13 protein-coding genes are annotated in these 18,455 nt (G+C 32.0%); 2 read left to right on the top strand and 11 right to left on the bottom strand.

All coding sequences use genetic code 11. The annotated features are described in order from the left end of the window. Positions 1 to 236: 236 nt before the first annotated feature. The 6 genes from K7H06_RS03095 to uvrC all read right to left on the bottom strand — a co-directional run bounded on the left by K7H06_RS03095 (position 237) and on the right by uvrC (position 9,501). Entirely contained in the window at positions 237 to 1,463 is a 1,227-nt protein-coding gene (locus tag K7H06_RS03095) for a M20/M25/M40 family metallo-hydrolase (protein WP_246637691.1), read from the bottom strand. A gap of 11 nt (positions 1,464 to 1,474) precedes the next feature. After that, positions 1,475 to 2,620: a M20 family metallopeptidase gene (locus tag K7H06_RS03090; protein ID WP_223038506.1), complete on the bottom strand. Its 1,146-nt coding sequence runs from the start codon at positions 2,618 to 2,620 to the stop codon at positions 1,475 to 1,477. Between the two features lie 116 nt (positions 2,621 to 2,736). After that, entirely contained in the window at positions 2,737 to 4,107 is a 1,371-nt protein-coding gene (dcuC, locus tag K7H06_RS03085; protein WP_223038505.1) for a C4-dicarboxylate transporter DcuC, read from the bottom strand. A 291-nt stretch (positions 4,108 to 4,398) separates the two neighbouring features. Next, the gene (gene hprK, locus K7H06_RS03080) at positions 4,399 to 5,316 is read right to left on the bottom strand and encodes an HPr(Ser) kinase/phosphatase (RefSeq protein ID WP_223038504.1); all 918 of its coding nucleotides are present in this window, start codon (positions 5,314 to 5,316) and stop codon (positions 4,399 to 4,401) included. A 97-nt stretch (positions 5,317 to 5,413) separates the two neighbouring features. Further along, a complete protein-coding gene (locus tag K7H06_RS03075; protein ID WP_223038503.1) occupies positions 5,414 to 7,462 on the bottom strand; it encodes a methyl-accepting chemotaxis protein in 2,049 nt (682 codons plus the stop codon). 152 nt (positions 7,463 to 7,614) lie between these two features. Continuing rightward, positions 7,615 to 9,501 (bottom strand): excinuclease ABC subunit UvrC, encoded by a 1,887-nt coding sequence (gene uvrC, locus K7H06_RS03070; RefSeq protein WP_223038502.1) that lies wholly within the window; start codon positions 9,499 to 9,501, stop codon positions 7,615 to 7,617. A gap of 351 nt (positions 9,502 to 9,852) precedes the next feature. Here uvrC and K7H06_RS03065 point away from each other — a divergent pair, with 351 nt between their 5' ends. After that, positions 9,853 to 11,064 carry a CapA family protein gene (locus K7H06_RS03065; RefSeq protein WP_223038501.1) on the top strand — a complete coding sequence of 404 codons (1,212 nt, stop codon included), beginning with the start codon at positions 9,853 to 9,855 and terminating at the stop codon, positions 11,062 to 11,064. 291 nt (positions 11,065 to 11,355) lie between these two features. Continuing rightward, positions 11,356 to 11,907, top strand: coding sequence for a hypothetical protein (locus tag K7H06_RS03060; RefSeq protein WP_223038500.1), 552 nt, complete (start codon positions 11,356 to 11,358; stop codon positions 11,905 to 11,907). 44 nt (positions 11,908 to 11,951) lie between these two features. Here the strand turns inward: K7H06_RS03060 and K7H06_RS03055 are convergent, their stop codons facing one another. From K7H06_RS03055 to uvrA, 5 genes are all read right to left on the bottom strand, one after another. Then, entirely contained in the window at positions 11,952 to 13,499 is a 1,548-nt protein-coding gene (locus K7H06_RS03055; RefSeq protein WP_223038499.1) for a HAMP domain-containing sensor histidine kinase, read from the bottom strand. After that, positions 13,489 to 14,169, bottom strand: a complete 681-nt coding sequence (locus K7H06_RS03050; RefSeq protein WP_246637617.1) for a response regulator transcription factor — start codon at positions 14,167 to 14,169, stop codon at positions 13,489 to 13,491. The genes K7H06_RS03055 and K7H06_RS03050 overlap by 11 nt, the downstream gene beginning before the upstream one ends. 150 nt (positions 14,170 to 14,319) lie before the next feature. After that, entirely contained in the window at positions 14,320 to 15,012 is a 693-nt protein-coding gene (locus K7H06_RS03045) for a hypothetical protein (protein ID WP_223038497.1), read from the bottom strand. Positions 15,013 to 15,178: 166 nt separating this feature from the next. Beyond that, the gene (locus K7H06_RS03040) at positions 15,179 to 15,496 is read right to left on the bottom strand and encodes a hypothetical protein (protein WP_223038496.1); all 318 of its coding nucleotides are present in this window, start codon (positions 15,494 to 15,496) and stop codon (positions 15,179 to 15,181) included. Positions 15,497 to 15,610: 114 nt separating this feature from the next. Then, entirely contained in the window at positions 15,611 to 18,442 is a 2,832-nt protein-coding gene (uvrA, locus tag K7H06_RS03035) for an excinuclease ABC subunit UvrA (protein ID WP_223038495.1), read from the bottom strand. Between the last annotated feature and the right edge of the window lie 13 nt (positions 18,443 to 18,455).

The following is an 18,455-nucleotide window of genomic DNA, read 5'->3' as shown; positions in this document are numbered from 1 at the left end:
TTTTATGTCAAACCTATTTTATTCATTAACAATCTATTTTTTTTATTTTTATCATAAATTCCCTTTATGCTTAGTCTCCAACAAAATAAACACTTACTCTTTGTAATAGTTATCTACAATTTTATAATTTCCTATAAAGTAAAAGAAGACCAAGAGCATCCCTTGGTCTTTTTTTTATTTTTTTATAAATTTCATTCCTTCTTAATAAATCTATCTAACACGCTTAATCTATTAATTTACTCACTTCTTTTTTTCAAAAGAGGTTCACTTAAATTTTTTATTCCCACAAGTCCTACTATAGCTAAAAATGTTTTTTGTGGACCATAATAAGCATCTTTTGGATCAAACCATTCCTTTAGGGTATGAACCTCTCCTGACATACCTCCTCTTCCTACTGCAATTGCAGGAATTCCTAATGAAATAGGAATATTTGCATCAGAACTTGCTGCTCCTTTTATTTTAGGTACAAGCCCTATGGCTTTTATAGCCTCTACAGTAGCCTCTACAATAGGTTCTTTTTCTGATTGACTTCCTGCTGGCCTATTTCCTAAAAGCTCAATATCTACCTTAATTTTCTCTTCATGCTTCCAACGATTATTTTCTTCCTCTACTGCATCTTTAACGATCTTTAGGCAATCTTTTTCTAACTTTAATAATTCTTCTTCAGAATTAGACCTCATATCTACATACATGGTAGCTTCTCCTGCTATGGCATTTACAGAAGTTCCCCCTTCTACTGTACCAACAGTAAAAGTAGTCTTAGGATCATCTGGCACCTTTAAATCTCCGATCTTAGCAATAGCTCTTCCTAAAGCATGGATAGCACTTGGCATACCAAAATCTTTAAAGCTATGTCCTCCTGAACCTTTGTATGTAATCTTGTATCGATGACTTCCAGTAGCCTCATGAATAATCGTACCTACCCCAGTACCATCAATACTCATAAATCCATCTATATCCTTTTTGTTTTGAAATAAATGCTTTACCCCTCTTAAATCGCCAAGTCCTTCTTCACAAACATTTCCGCAAAAAACCACATCTCCAATAGGTTCAATCCCTGTTTCTCTAAATGCTCTAATAATAGATAATATTTCAGCAAGACCTCTTGTATCATCCCCAATTGCTGGAGCATAAAGGTACCCATCTTTTTCTTTCACTGTAGTATCTGTTTCTTCTGGAAATACTGTATCTAAATGGGCTGCTACTACAAGCTTTGGTCCATTTTGTGTACCTGAAATTTTGCCTAATACATTTCCTACCTCATCCATATGTATATCCTCAAGACCTAAATCTTGAAACCTTTTTAGATAATCCTTCCCACGACGCTCTTCTTGAAAGGAGGGTGCAGAAATAGCACAAATCTCTTTTTGCTCAATAAGGGTATTTTCATGGTCTTCTTTTAAAAATTTTAGTCCCGTTTTTACTCTTTCATCCTCTATGATTTTATTAAAATAGTTTTTCATTCTATTCACCTCTAATTCTCCCCTATATTTAGAAGTTTTATGATCAACCTTCTTAATAACTCTAGTCTAGGTTCAATAGAAGGAATTTCAAGATATTCATCAACGCCATGGGCTCCTCCCCCTATAGGTCCTAAAGCGTCTACAGTAGGCACCCCTAAAGCAGCTGTAAAATTAGCATCTGAACCGCCTCCTGTAGCTACCCATTCTATATCCATCCCTAAATCCTCTGCAATACCATCTACCATTTTATACAATGCTTTTGTTTCTTCTGATGGATTTAGCGGAGGACGGAATCCAAGTTTTGTTACATCCACCTTCATTCCTTCTAGCTTTGGTGTTTTCCTTAAATTTTCTACAGTTCTTTCTACCTTCCTTAGCTCATCTTCACATTTAAATCTTACATCCACAACTGCATTAGCCTTTTCCGCTACAACATTCGGTGCACTTCCACCTGAGACAACACCTACATTTAAGGTAGTTCCTGCTTCAAAATTATTACATTCATTAAGCTTCGTAATCCAGTGTCCTAGCTCTGTAATAGCACTGATTCCATCTTGAGGATTCACCCCCGCATGTGCTGCAACCCCTGTAAATTCAATATTGTATTTTAGAATTCCTTTTCTTTCTTTTACCAAAGCACCATTTTTTCTTGCAGGTTCTAACACAAAAGCATATTTACTTTTTCTTGCAAGAGACTCTATCCATTTTCTAGAGAATCTTGAGCTAATTTCTTCATCACTATTGAGTGCCACACAAATAGAGGGTGCTTTCTCTAATTCATTTAAATTTAATGATTTCAATGCATAATACATAGATAATAGTCCTGATTTCATATCTACAACCCCTGGTCCAAAAGCTCGATCTCCTTTTATGGTGAAGGGTCTTTCTTTAACTGTACCTTTAGGAAAAACCGTATCCATATGACCTATCAATAGTAAATCAATACCATCTTCATGATTATTTCTTATTTCTAAGCAAGGTCCTGCATCCTCATGAAATTTATTTACCTTTACAAGCCACCCCATCTTTGTATATAAATCTCCCATGAAAAGAGCTATTTTACTAATTCCTTCTGGATCCTTACTGCCACTATCTTGATTTACCAAAGACTCTAGATTTTTTAAGTATTCATTTAAATCAAGTTTATATGCGTTCATTTTTACTCCCATTCCTTTCCATATGCTCAAAGCACAAATTGTTTTAAACTACCTTTATTTTCAACCCATCCCCTTAATCTATTTGAGGTAGACACTTGTGCCTACCTCGTTTTGTCTTAAAATAAAATAAAATTTGCAATTACTGTTACAAGGAGTGCCCCTGCCATTGGAATAGCTGTTCTTTTTACTACGTCAACAGGAGAAACATTTGAAATACCTGAAACGGCTACAATTACTCCAGTAATAGGAGATACACTTCTTGAAATTCCAGCAGCAAGTTGCATAGGTAAAAGCATTGCTACAGCTGGAATAGATAATTTTGTTGCCACTTCTGGTGCTAATGCAGCAAACGCAAAGAAAGGAGCATTTCCTGATCCCATAAGAATAGCTGCTACTGCAATAATTGCCGTCATAATAACAATCATAACTCCTGCTCCAAATCCAGCAGATTGTGAAGACGCTATTACTGTATTAATAGCTCCTATAGATTTTAATCCTTGAGCAAAAGTCTGACCTGCAATCACTAATGTTACAACCCTTGCAAATTGAGTTCCCATGCCATCAAAATAATGCTGAAGACTTGCAAAAACTTTTTTGGCATCTCTATATCTAATATATTCAAAGACCATACTAATAAATAAAGAGATAAACATAGCTGTAATTACATGCATTTTCACGCTTTTTACTAAAAGCTTACTAAAAATCAAAATAAGTACTAATGGAATCATAGGTAAGATAGCATAAATTTTTGGTACATCTATTTCCGTTTCTTTCGTAGCAGCTGTTTCTGTATTTTGAATACTTCCTGGTCCATATCCAGCCTTTTGATCAAATCTTTTTTGCACAATATAATGTAGTATTGAAATAGTCAATATTGTCGCAATTGCCACTGGCAACTGATATTTTACAAAATAGATAGATACATCAATTCCTGCTGTTGTAGCAGCAAGATTTGCATTTCCAGAAGCAGGTCCTAAATCTAAACATGCCGTAGTACCAATCATTGCAGTTGCTGCTAAAGGACTTACCCCTAAACTTATAAGAATTGGATATATGGTTACCATCAACAAAACACCAAGTCCTGATGCACTAGGGATAAATACATTTAATAATTGTCCTACCATATAACCAACAGCTAAAACTACATAAGGTGCATTCATCTTACGTAAAGGTTTAATCGTTAATTTAACTAAAGCTTGACTAGCACCAATGGTACTCATATATTTTGCAAATCCACCAACAGCCATGATAATCAAACCAAGTCCTGCTGAAGTTTTGCTAAAGGTATTTTTCATAAATTGAAAAATGTCAAACCAAACTAATCCTGTTGATTGATCCTCTGGTAAAATTACACCGAGTTTGAACACAATAGCTAATACCATCAAAACCATTCCACCAAACATTAAAACAGCTTGAGGTTTATAATCCTTCAGGACTAATCGTCCAACAAATAAAGTAACAATAAGGGCAAATAAAATTCCTAACATGTATTAACCTCCTTTAAGTTTTTATTTAGGGCATATTTAGGTTATGTCCTTATTCCTTTATTCTACATAATTTTTAAAATTCCTTTTATAATTGTTCATTTTTTCATATTTATATAAATTTCAAGAAAGTTCTCAAAAAACAGTTATCCTGCACAATTTTACAAAATAAAAAACGCTCATAAACCGATTTGAGCGGCTATGAGCGTTTTCATTTTGATTATTCGTCAATCAATCCTGATTCAATTAGTCATTTTCTATCTTGCTATACTCTTTTATCCTTCTCTTTTTATACTACTTCATTGCATTTTTCATCAATCGATCATTCAATATTTCTGCAGCATTATATCCCATTCTCTTCTGTCTGTGATTTCTAGCTGCTGCTTCTATAATCATGGCTAAATTTCTTCCTGGTTTGATGGGTATGGTTATTTTGTAAACATCCACATCAAGAATCTCCATAAATTCTTCATCCATTCCTAATCGGTCATACGCCTTGCCCTGTTTCCAGTTTTCCATTTCTATAACTAGTTCAATCATTTTGTTATCCCTTACTGCACCTACACCATATAGATGTTGAATATCTAATATACCAATCCCTCTAAGCTCCATAAAATGTTTTGTTAATTCTGGCGCACTTCCTTCTAGGGTATTATTATCTTTTTTCTTAATTTGTACAGCATCATCTGCTACGAGTCTATGTCCCCTCTTAATTAATTCTAGTGCTGTTTCACTTTTTCCAATTCCACTTTCCCCAGTAAGGAATATACCTATTCCATATACATCTACTAATACCCCATGTCTTGTAATGACAGGTGCTAGCTTATCTTCTAGGTAATTTGTAAGCTGAGTTATAAATTTTGTTGTATTCACTTTTGTTCTAAGAAGAGGTCTGTTAAATTTTTTAGCCGCCTCCAAGCATTCATTATGAACTTCTAAATCTCTTGCCATAACTAAGCAAGGTACAGGATGAGAAAACAATTTTTCTGATCTTTTTTTTCTTACTTCAGAACAAACACTATCATAATAAGTCCATTCTACCTTCCCTACTACTTGTATTCTTTCATAAGCAAAATATTCATAAAATCCTGCTAATTGAAGCCCTGGTCTATTGATATCTGCCACAGTTATATTTATTTCTTCTTTTTCTGGTCTGTGGAGTACCTCTAACTTTAAATCTTTAACTAATTCATCAATCGTTACAAACGCCATAGACACCTACTCCTTATTTTTATTTTAATTAAAATCATCTTTTTAGTTTATACTATTATACCTAAATTGATTGTTCTGTGTCTATGACATTTTATTTTTATATTTTAAACATATGAATGGCTTTTTTTAGTTCTTCTGCTAAAGATGCCAGTTCTTGACTTGAATTAGAAACTTCTTCTATAGATGCAATCTGCTCCTCTATAGATGCTGCTGCTTCTTGTGTCCCTGCAGCATTTTCCTCTGCAATTGCAGATAAGTTTTGCATCGTATCAACAATCTTTTTCTTCTGATTTTCCATATTCTCACTTGAAACATTAATATCCTCTATAGCTTTTTCTATCACATGAACTGCCTTTGTAATCATTTTATATTGGTCAAATGTTTTTTCAACACTTTCTACTTGAGACGCTACTGTTTCTGTAACATGATTCATTATTTCTACAGATGTTTGGGCATCATTGATCAATTCCTGAACACCCGTATCTATTTCTTTTGTTGAATTCGTAGATTGTTCTGCAAGCTTTCGAATCTCTTCGGCTACAACTGCAAAGCCTTTCCCTGCTTCCCCTGCACGAGCTGCTTCAATAGCTGCATTAAGAGCCAACAAATTCGTTTGTTCTGCTATACTTGCAATAATTTGACTAACATTTCCAATCTTTCCTGCACTATCATTTGTTTTCTGAATATGTTCATAAATACTTTTTGATGATTCTGCATTGATCTGAGTTTTCTCTTTTAACTCTTCTACAATCATCATCCCTTCATCAATAAGTTCATTTACCTGATTAGACGCATGATTCAAATCATTCATATGTATTTTGTTCTCTCCAATCAGCTCTCCTAAATAAATTGCATTCTCAGACCCTTTTTCCGTATCCTGTGCTTGATGTGTAGCTCCTTTAGCAATTTCATCAACTGCACAGCCTACCATCTCTGAAGCATTAGATACTTGTTGTGATGTATTTGAAAGATGTTCAGAGGATGTGACTAACTGTTCTGAAGAATGCATCACATCTCCCAATAGGGATTGAATATTCCCCATCATAATCTTAAAGGATTTTGCCAATCTACCCAGTTCATCATTTCTCTTTAAAAATTCCTCTTCTACATCTTTTGTAAAATCCCCTTTTGCTAACATTTCTGCATGCTCTGTAACTGCTGTAACAGCTTTTACATTACGCTTTATAGCTAAATAGATTAAAGCACATAATAAACAAGCACCTATTAAATAAATACTGCTAAGTCTCATTAAGATGTCTTTTAAATGACTAAGTATCTCATCTTGATCCACCATAACACCAACGGACCAGCCATTTAACTCAATAGGAGCATATCCTATATAATAATCTTCACCCTTTATATTGCATTTTTCAATACTATATTCTCCATTGATCATCTTCACACCTATTTCTTTTAGCTGTGGATCATCCGTTATTTTATTTTCAAGAATCTTATCCGTATCATCTGAATAAATGTAAGTTCCATCCTCTGCAATGATTATATTTTTCCCCTTTTGTCCAATAACATATTCTTTCATCACTTGAGGAATATCACTTAAAAACATATCTAATGCCACATACCCTACGATCTGATTATTTTCCCTAATAGCTTCTACACTTGTTATAACAAGCTCATGAGTGTCATCATCTTCATAGGGCTTTGAGAAAATAACATGCTGTGAAGATTTTGCCATATGTTGCCATTCTTTTTCGCTTGTATTATAATTTTCATCAGAAATCTCACCATCTTCATCTGTATAAAAGCTGGCTGCGTCATTTGCAATCCATGCAGAGCCTATATAAGAATTGCTCTTTTTTATGTCTGCTAGTGTATCTACCACACGGTTAAAATCTTTATGTGTTTTTATATCTGAACGGGTCTGAACTTCTTTTAAATAATCTACCAACTCTTTATTTTTAGACATTTGGTCTGTAATCATAGCCGTACTTTCAAATATATCTGAAATATTTTTTTCAACAACCATTGTATTCAATTGTATTTTTTCTTCAATTGCTGAAACCATATTCTCCCTAACACTCTGATAATTTAATATACCACTTATCATAAAAATACCTACGATAGAAATAAAAGCTAATAATGTGATTCTATTTGCTATACTACCTCTGTTTTTTTGTTTCTTTTTCATCCATTTTTCCCCCTCTTAAAAATCCTCAGTAAAAAATTCACATACGCTCTGAGGAATTGAAATATTTTTCTACATTCTTCTATATATTGGATTTTTCTACATTTTTTATTATACCATCTATTTTTCATTTTAAATGTGATTTTTTCTTATTTCTACTCCTTCTTATCCTTATTTTCATTCTCCTTTTTCACAAAATAATCTTTTATCCCTTCTGCTGCTTTTTTATTCATTCCTTTCACTTGACTTAATTCCTCTATAGAAGCCTTTTTAATTTTATCTATAGACCCAAAATGCTTTAATAATTCAATTCTTCTCTTTTCTCCCACTCCTGGTATTTCCTCTAATACTGACTGAACAAGGGTTTTTCCCCTCAAACTCTTATGATAAGTAATAGCAAATCGATGGGTCTCTTCTTGAATTCTTCCAATCAATTGAAAGACATTTTTATTATTTTGAATATATAATTCTTTACCCTTATAAAGTAAATCTTTGGTCTTATGATGATCATCCTTTACCATCCCTGCAGTAGGAATATTTACCCCTAGTGCATTTAGTACTTCTAAAGATGCATTCACATGCCCTACCCCTCCATCAATAAGGATGAGATCTGGAAACTTAGAGAACTTTCCTGTTTCATCTAAAATTCCTTTTTCCTTTAACTTTTCTTGTTCTTCTAACCCTCTTTTAAATCTTCTATAGATGACTTCCTGCATACTGCCATAATCGTTAGGACCTTCTATGGTTTTAATCTTAAATCTTCGATAATCACTATACTTTGGCTTTCCATTTTCAAAGACAACCATGGAAGCAACAGAATCTACCCCTTGGGTATTAGAAATATCAAAGCTCTCTATTCTAAGGGGTGCTTTTTTCAATCCTAAATATTCTCCTAATGATTTTATAGCCCCTTCTCTTTTTTCTCGATCTTTTATTAATTTTTCTCTAAATTGTTCTAATGTCTCCACAGCATTTTTATGAACAAGCTGAAGTAATCCCTTTTTCTCTCCTCGCTTAGGAAGTTTCAGCGTTACTTTCGATTCCTTCTTAGCAGAAAGCCACTTTTCAATGAGTGCTAAATCTTCTGCTTCATCCTCAAGTAAAATCTCCTTTGGTACAAGAGCCGTTCCAGCATAGAATTGTTTGATAAAAGCACTGATTATTTCTCCTCTTGTATCTTCTTCTGATGCTCTTAACATATAATGCTCTCTTCCCATTAGTTTTCCTCCCCTGATAAAGAAAACCATCACACAAACATCTTCTACGCCCCTAGCCATAGCGATTAAGTCCTGATCAATATCTGAAGATGAAATGATCTTTTGTTTCTCCATAATACTATGAATGGCACTTATTTGATCTCTATATTCAGCTGCTTTTTCAAAGTGCATTTTACTTGCTGCTTCCTTCATCTTTCCCTCTATTCTTTTTACCAAATCTTCATACTTTCCACTTAAAAATAAAAGAATCTCATCAATCATTTTCATATAGGTCTCATGATCAACATTACCACTACAAGGCCCTAAACACCTTCCAATATGGTAGTTTAAACAGGGTCTATCATTATTCTTTTGAAGTTTTTTATTGCAAGTTCTTAAAGGATAAAACTTCTTGAGCATTTCAATGGTATGATTCACTGCTCCTACATAAATATAAGGGCCAAAATATCTTGCTTTATCCTTTATGACCTTCCTTGTTTTGAATATACGTGGATACTTCTCTCCTAAAGTCACCTTTATATATGGATACTGCTTATCATCTCGAAGAAGTACATTATACTTTGGTTGATACTTTTTTATAAGATTGGCTTCAAGAATTAATGCCTCCACCTCTGAATCTGTTAAGATGTATTCAAACTCAGCAATATTGGCTACCATAGCCTGTACCTTTGGAGGTTTATTTTTCTGAGACTGAAAATATTGACGTACCCTATTTTTTAAGCTAATAGCCTTTCCTACATAAATAATTTCTCCTGATTCACTTTTCATCAGATAAACCCCAGGGGTTTGTGGTAATTTCTTTAGTTGTTCTTTTATATCAAACATTTTTATTTCCTCTCATTTCTTTTATAGCATTCATCTATACCAATTGCCATTTAGTCTTTACCTTTTAAGATTATTTATATCTTCATTCTGTTGAAATTCTCTCTATTTATATTTTATCAAAAATGAGTACATAAAAAAACAACTCAAGATTCTCCAGCAATTTCTTCATTTGTTCTTTCATATTAAACATTTTTCTTTCTTTCATTTCTACATAAACTTTGCCCTCTTTATGCTACTATATAAATAGCTCATTTGAGGAAAAACTATTTTCTTTTGAAAATTTTTCAATTGTTTTATGAAAAAACATGATATGATAAAAAAAATTTTAAAATCAACCGAGGAGGAATTTTCATGTATCATTTATTAAAAAAAGGATTGCTTATGTTTATGCTATTGATCCTTACAACCTCTTTATCTTTTGCAGAGGAAAATATTGCAACCTTTAACAAGCAAGCACAAAAACTAGAAAATATCTATTATAAAAATCTACCTGTTCCCATGTTTCTTTCAGCTGAAGCCCTTCATTATACAAAAAACGCCACTATTCAATTGGCTTCAGTAGGAGATATTATGTGCCATAATACGCAATACATTGCCGCTCGTAAAAATGGCACCTATGATTTTTCATCATCTTTTGCTCCCATAAAACCCTATATCGCTTCAGCAGATCTGGCCATTGGAAATTTAGAAACCACCTTTTCAGGTGCAAAGAAGAAATATAGTAACTACCCAGCTTTTAATACACCTGAACAATTAGGCCTTACCCTTAAAAACATTGGCTTTGACATCCTCTCAACAGCTAATAATCATTCTTTAGATAAAAGAAATTATGGGATTTTACATACACTTGATGAATTGGACAAGCTAGGAATAAAACATACAGGAACATTTAGAAATAAACAAGAAAGAGATACTCTTTTAATCGAAAACATGAAAGATATTAAAATAGCTTTTATGAGCTATACTTACGGAACAAATGGTATTCCTATCCCTAAAGAAAATCCTTTTGCTATCAATTTGATCAACAAAGAAAAAATTCTTGAAGATATTCAAAAAGCTAAAAATGAAAATGTTGATTGTATGGTTTTTAGTCTTCATTTGGGACAAGAATATAAAAGAAAACAAAACAAATATCAAGAAGAATTAGTAGACTTCTTATTTAAAAATGGTGTAGATATTGTTTTAGGAGGACATCCTCATGTGATCCAGCCTGCCAAGATCAAAGAAGTCACAACCATTGACGGAGAGAAAAAGAAATGCTTTGTGATTTATTCTCAAGGAAATTTTTTCGCTGACCAAAAGAAAAAATACACCTATAGTGGGCTGATCACATTAATAGACATTACCAAAAATTTTGAAACCCATAAAACAGAAATTGCTCATATTTCTTTTGTTCCTACTTGGGTAGATAAATCTCGCACCAAGAAAGGATTAGACTTTAGAATTTTACCTGTAGAAGAAGCTATAGCAGATTATGAACAAAAGAAAGATCCAATGCTTAATTCAAGGGATTATAAAAGATTAAAGGAAGTTTTAGTAGAAACAAAGGCTCAAATATTTTAATCAACTAAAAATATTATTTTATTCCATAAATTCACAGTAAGTTATGCAATACAACCAAACTACGAATTAATTAAATAGATTAGAATTGTATACACTTTAAAAATGAATATTTAGCTACTGTTTTACATTTTAAAAAAATAGTATTTTCCATCATTCTATGAAGAAGTGTAAGACTCTATCACGTAACTAAAATAATAAAAAATTAGTATTCCCTATTCTTATTAAAATATGTATACTTTTTCAACCCCTTGTCTACACTTATACTATAAAAATTGTCAAGGAGGAAAAGTCATGAAGCATTTATTAAAAAAAGGTTTAGTTGTTTTTATTATATGCATACTTACAACTTCTGTATCTTTAGCCGCACAAAATTTTAAGGTCATTAAAGCTTATTTGAAAGATACAAATATCTCTGTCAATAATGAAAGTGAAATTTTAAAAACCATCTATTACAAAGGCATTCTATATATCCCAGTACCTCTTTTATCAGAAAAGCTAAATTGTTCTACTCTTTGTGATGGGGAAAATAACACTCTTCTATTAAAAAATAATAGAACTTTCCAAGACTTTCCCCAGTCTAATCCCTACAAGGGTGAAAATTTTGTTTATGGGGAAATTCGTAAAATCGATAAAAAAAATAATCGTTTAACCATCGAACAACATTTTGATGATAATAGTATCTCTGTAGAACCTAATATACAAGTTTCTGAAAATGTAGTAATTATTATGCAACGAAACGATAAAAAGATGAATTTAGATTTTAAAGATTTAAAGATAGGAGATCTTGTTGGTACTGTTTTAACGGAAAAAAATATTGCCCGGGGAATAATTTTGACAGATTAAAAAAGCAAAGTCAGATAGAGTACTATTTTCTGACTTTGCTTTTTTTAATCTTTACTTATCTCTATTTGAAAGGATACGCCATGTTCTTCATTGATGGCAACTATTTTCCCTTTATTCATTTTTAAAAGTCTTTTCACGATATATAGTCCCATCCCAGTCTTACCATTTTTTCCTTTTTTAAATAATTCAAATATCATTTCTGGATTTTCAATTTTTTCCCCATCATTATAAAAGTTCAAATAAATCTTTTCATGATCTTGTGTTAAACCTATTTTTATCCTAGTTTTTGCATATCTCACTTGATTACTTAAAAGATTTTGAAGAATCATTTTTAATTGTTCATCATCTCCGTCCATCCAAACTTCATCTATATCCATTTCTACCTCTAAAGTTTTTAATTGTATAGAAAAGGTTCTCATGGATCCTTCTATTGTGTCTTTTAAATTGATTTTCTTTCTACTCTTTATTTCCGTATCTAAATAATCTAGTCTTTGAATATATAATAGGTTATAAACCAAAGTCTCTAGTCTACTACATTCTTCATCTATCACCTCTAGGGAAGATTCTAAGGTTCCCTTGGGATAAAGTCCATTTTTTAAAGCTTCAAGATAACTTTTCACGGACATGATAGGTGTTTTTAATTCATGGGATATAGCATGTAATTTAAATCTTTGATCTTCATCATACTTTAATAGTTCTTTTCTCATTTCTTCAATGGCATTGGCTAAAAATCCTATTTCATCATCTCTAGTGATTTCTATGGGCCTATCTAATTTTCTATTAGAAATGTTTTTAACAGAATTTTTTAATTCCAATAAAGGTTTTGTTAAAAATCGCGATAAATATATAGAAATAAAAAACATGGTAATAATCACTAAAATAAAAACGATTGCTACTTCAAAATGCAATTTTTCTATAAAGGTTTCATCCTCTGTTTTCCATTTTAAAAATCCTCTATAAAACCACACAGGATAAACTTTATTTACATTTAAAACAAACGGAGTCTTTGTATCTTTCTTAATATTTGCTATATCCTTTTCATTTTTTGAATCTTTTATAGTATTTTTTATATTGCTTATTTGATTTTTATTATTAACGTTTTTTATAAGATCTACATTATTTAAGTTGCTAAGAATTTTTATATTTTCTGAATTATTTTCATACTTTGCTATAACAAAAAAAAGGGTTCGATCTTTTACCTTCATCTCATACCTTTTTACTGGTTCAGTTTGATTTTTTATTGATTCTTCTATATTTTCTAAAATACTTTCTGTAAAATGACTTTTAATTTTGTCATTTGATTTTCTAATAAGATTCCCATTCTTTGTTTCAAACCAATAGATTTCTTCGATCTTTCTGATATCTTTTTTCCCAATTTTCATAAATGCATCTAAAGTCATACTTTCATCTGATTTACTTCTAGTCATTCCACTAATCCAGTTATTGGCACTTGCTTCTAATGTTTTATATACATCTTCATAATAATATTTTTTAAAAGCTTGTATCAAAAAAAATGCCATAATAAATGCAAAAATTAAAATAGTAACCATAAAAGAAGCCACTAATCGAAATTTTACTGATTTAGTCTTCATTTCCACACAACCTATAACCATATCCATATAACGTTTCTATGGATAAATGAATCATTTTTTTTCTGATTCTTCTCACCAAATCATCTACCACCCGATCACTCCCAAAATAGTCGTCTCCCCAGATTTCCTTTAAGAGGGTTTCTCGATCTAAAGCTTGGTTTTTATTTTGTATAATTTTAGCTAAAAAATCGAATTCTTTTGAAGTCAAATCAATTCTTTTATCTCCTTCAAAAACCATTCTCTTATTCATATCAATAGTGTATCCACTCATGGTTCTTATATTTTTATTTTCTTTTATTTTATTCTTTTTAGGTATTCTTTTTAGAAGGTTTCTCGTTCTTATAACTAATTCCATAGGTAAAAAGGGCTTTGCAATATAATCATCACTTCCCATTTGTAATCCTACCACTCGATCTAAATCTGCATCTCTAGCAGATATAAAGATGACAGGAGTCTCTTCATTGTGACCTTTGATTCTTTTGATCAATGCATAGCCATCCATATCTGGAAGCATAATATCTAAAATCCATAAATCTGGTTCTTCTGGTATACATTTTTCTGCATCTAAGCCACATAAAAAGCTTTTCACTTCATACCCTTCATTTTCTAAATAGAATACAAAAATATCATTCAAATTGTTTTCATCTTCTACAAGAAAAATTTTCTCCACCCTTCTTATCCCCTCTCCTATTGATTTGATCATAAAAGATAAGGATGAATATTTTCTATCCTATATTCATCCTTATTTTTATTCTACCATATATAGATTATTCTTAGAAATTTTAATCTTCTTCATGTTAAAATGAATTGCTTTATTTTTTTAATGGTTTACTACTAATTGTTTTAAAGCCTTTCCATTTTTAAGATTCTCTATAGTCTTTATAATATTTTCTTTCTTTGCAGTATATTTTTCTTTTTCTATTTTTCCTTCTTTATAAAGAGTTTCTAGTTCTTGTAACCAACCTTCATATTGCTTTTTCATTTCTTCTGGTGTCATTTTCTTTAGCTTCTTTAGCGTATGTACTTTTTTAAATTGTTCTGGTTCTTTTCCATTTTTTAGATCTTCTATGATCTTTGTGATTTTTTCTTTTTGTGCAGTATATTTTTCTTTTTCTATTTTTCCTTCTTTATAAGTATTTTCTAGTTTTTGTAGCCATCCCTCATATTTCTTTATCCTTTCTTCGGGTGCCATCTTCTTTAAAACATTCATACTTTTAAAACGTATAGTAGCTTTACCACTTTTTATATCTTCTATCATCTTTTTAATATTTTCTTTCTTCGCCGTATAGGTTTCTTCTTTCATCTTACCGTCCTTATAGGATTTTTCTATTTTTTGTAAAACTCCTTCAAGGTTTTTAATTTGTTCTGCTACACTAAGTACTTTCTGCTCCTTTTTTAGTTTTACAGTATCCACCTTCTTAAGTATGTTTGCATCTTGGTTCGCAAATGCTGGTGTAATTAAAGTACATGTTAATATAGCCCCTAGTCCTAAAACTTTTAAATTCATTTTCATATAAATCCTCTCCTTTTTTTATCTTTTAGGAAGCTTTCCTAATCTTTGTCTTTATTATAAAAAAGAAATGTGGTAAAAATATCATGGAAATATGTGAAATTGTGAAAAATGCTTATATCTAAAAAAAAGTAAAATCAGATAAGATTCTCTGATTTTACTTTTTTATCTATAAATCCATATATACTCTAATATGAAATATACAAGATATCATCCAACATATTGCTATAATTCTATAGATCCAAATTTCATATTTATATATTTCTCTTTTTTCATTATTATTCCATATAGATTGAATAACAGTAAATATAGTCCTTGGAATGATTAGGATCAAAGCCCACATAATTAATAAACTGCTATAAAATATCATTCCATATACTTTATGATCACTATATTTCACACTAAAAACAAAAGAAATGAACAAGGTTATGAGTAACACAATACCTATTATTTTAATCGTTCGTTCTATATTCCCCTTAGATTGCATATATAATCTCCTTACCCCTATAATCTTTATTAAAAAAATATTCTTTTCCCCTGAAAAGATACCTCACAGCTCCTGGCACTTCCACCAGAAGTTGATTATACCCACTTTATAAACTTACCCTTTATTTTTTTCAAAAATTTTCTTAAGATACATACCTGTATAAGACTCTGGCGTATTAGCAATCTCTTCTGGCGTACCTACAGCTACGATTTGACCTCCACGATTCCCCCCATCTGGGCCTAAATCAATGATGTAATCACTGGCCTTAATTACATCTAAGTTGTGCTCAATGACCAGTACCGTATTTCCCCCTTCCACAAGACGATTTAATACCCCAATCAATTTATGAATATCCGCCACATGAAGGCCAGTTGTTGGTTCATCCAAAATATATAAAGTCTTTCCTGTACTTCTTTTACTTAGCTCTGTTGCAAGCTTTACCCTTTGGGCTTCTCCACCAGATAATTGGGTAGAGGGTTGACCAAGTTTTACATAACCAAGACCTACCTCAAATAAAGTAGATAGCTTTCTTTTGATCCCTGGTACATTTTCAAAGAATTTTAGTCCTTCTTCAACAGTCATGTTGAGTACATCTGATATAGATTTTCCTTTATATTTCACCTCCAAAGTTTCTCTATTGTACCTTTTTCCTTTACATATATCACAAGGTACATATACATCAGGAAGAAAATGCATCTCTATTTTGATGATTCCATCTCCCTTACAAGCTTCACATCTTCCACCCTTTACATTAAAACTAAACCTTCCCTTTTGATATCCCCTCATTTTTGCTTCTGGTACCTTGGCAAATAGATCTCTAATAAGATCAAATACCCCTGTATAAGTAGCAGGATTCGACCTTGGTGTTCGACCAATTGGCGATTGATCAATATCGATCACCTTATCAATATGTTCTATTCCTTTGATTTCCTTATGCTTTCCAGGTTTAGATTTTGCTCGATGCAGCTCCATTGCTAACTTCTTATAAAATATTTCATTCACTAAGGTGCTCTTTCCTGAACCTGATACCCCTGTAACACAACTAAATACGCCTAATGGAAATTTCACATTAATATTTTTTAAATTATTTTCCTTGGCCCCTATTACCTTGATCCATTTTCCATTAGGCTTTCTTCTATTCTCTGGAATTTCTATTTTTTTCTTTCCTGATAAATATTGCCCTGTAATAGATTCTTCACAAGATTTAATCTCTTCCACATTTCCTGCTACAATAATTTCTCCACCATGCTCCCCAGCACCAGGACCTATATCGATAATATGATCTGCTGCATACATAGTATCCTCATCATGCTCTACTACAATCAAGGTATTTCCAAGATCTGTTAGATTCCGAAGGGTTTTAATCAACTTTTCATTGTCCTTTTGATGAAGTCCAATACTTGGCTCATCTAATATATAAAGTACTCCTACAAGACTTGATCCGATTTGTGTTGCTAATCGTATTCTTTGAGACTCACCACCAGATAAGGTTCCTGCTGAACGTGACAATGTAAGATAATCTAATCCAACATCTACTAAAAATCCTAATCGCTCATTAATCTCTTTTAAAATCTGCTTTGCAATAATTCCTCTTTTTTCATCAAACTTTAGATCTTTGAAAAAATTTCTCGCCTCTCTTATAGAAAATTCCGTTACATCTGAGATATTTTTATCATTTATTTTTACAGCTAACACTTCTGGCTTTAGTCGATCTCCTTTACATGAACTGCAAGGGGTTAGACTCATATACTCTTCAATTTTTTCTCTCATATAGTCGGAATTTGTTTCTTTATATCTTCTTGTTAGATTATTAATAATCCCTTCAAAAGGAGCACGATACTTTCTCTCTCCTCCAAATTTACTTTCATAGGTAAAGGCTATAGTCTTCTTCCCTGTACCATATAATAATTCCTCTATAAAAGTTTTCGGTAATTTTTCTATAGGAATGTTCAGATCCACACCATGATCTTTCGCTAATGCATCAATCATTTCAAAATAATAAGTTCCTTCTCCTGAATTTGCCATAGGAACAAGTCCTCCCTCCTTAATACTAAGGGATGGATTTGGAATGATTAACTCCTTATCAATGGTTCTTAAATATCCTATTCCATTACAATCTGAACAGGCTCCATAAGGACTATTAAATGAAAACATTCTAGGCTCTAATTCTTCAATCCCCATACCATGATCTGGACAAGAAAACTTTGTACTAAAGGTTAAGTCTTCTCCATCTATAACATTGATAATGACCAAGCCTTCTGATAAAGAAAGGGTAGTCTCTAAAGAATCTGATAGTCTATTTTCAATACCTTCTTTCACAATGATTCGATCAATCACCACTTCAATGGTATGCTTTTTATTCTTTTCTAGTTTAATCTCTTCTGTGATTTCTCTTATTTCTCCATCAATTCTTACACGAACGTAACCTTCTTTTTTAATCCTTTCAAGTACCTTTACATGCTCTCCTTTTCTTCCTCTTATGACAGGAGCGAGTACTTGAATTTTTGTTCTATCAGGTAACGCTAGTATTTGATCTACTATTTGATCTATAGTTTGCTGAGAAATTTCACGACCACACACAGGACAATGGGGAGTCCCAACCCTTGCGAATAATAGTCTTAAATAATCATAAATCTCTGTTACCGTTCCAACAGTAGAACGAGGATTTCTGCTAGTAGTCTTTTGATCTATGGATATAGCAGGAGACAATCCTTCTATATAATCCACATCTGGTTTTTCCATCTGCCCTAAGAATTGTCTTGCATAAGCGGATAGACTTTCTACATATCTTCTTTGTCCCTCTGCATAAATCGTATCAAAAGCTAGAGATGATTTTCCAGAACCACTAAGGCCTGTCATAACTACAAATTGATCTCTAGGGATTTTGATATCAACATTTTTTAAATTATGCTCTCTTGCTCCTTTAACAAATATACTTTTTCCCATATTTTCACCTCAA

The organism is Crassaminicella profunda (genome assembly GCF_019884785.1).
GTDB classification, from domain to species: Bacteria; Bacillota; Clostridia; order Peptostreptococcales; family Thermotaleaceae; genus Crassaminicella; species Crassaminicella profunda.
The sequence above is the reverse complement of the archived record's forward strand: the minus strand, read 5'-3'. Positions and strand labels throughout refer to the sequence as shown.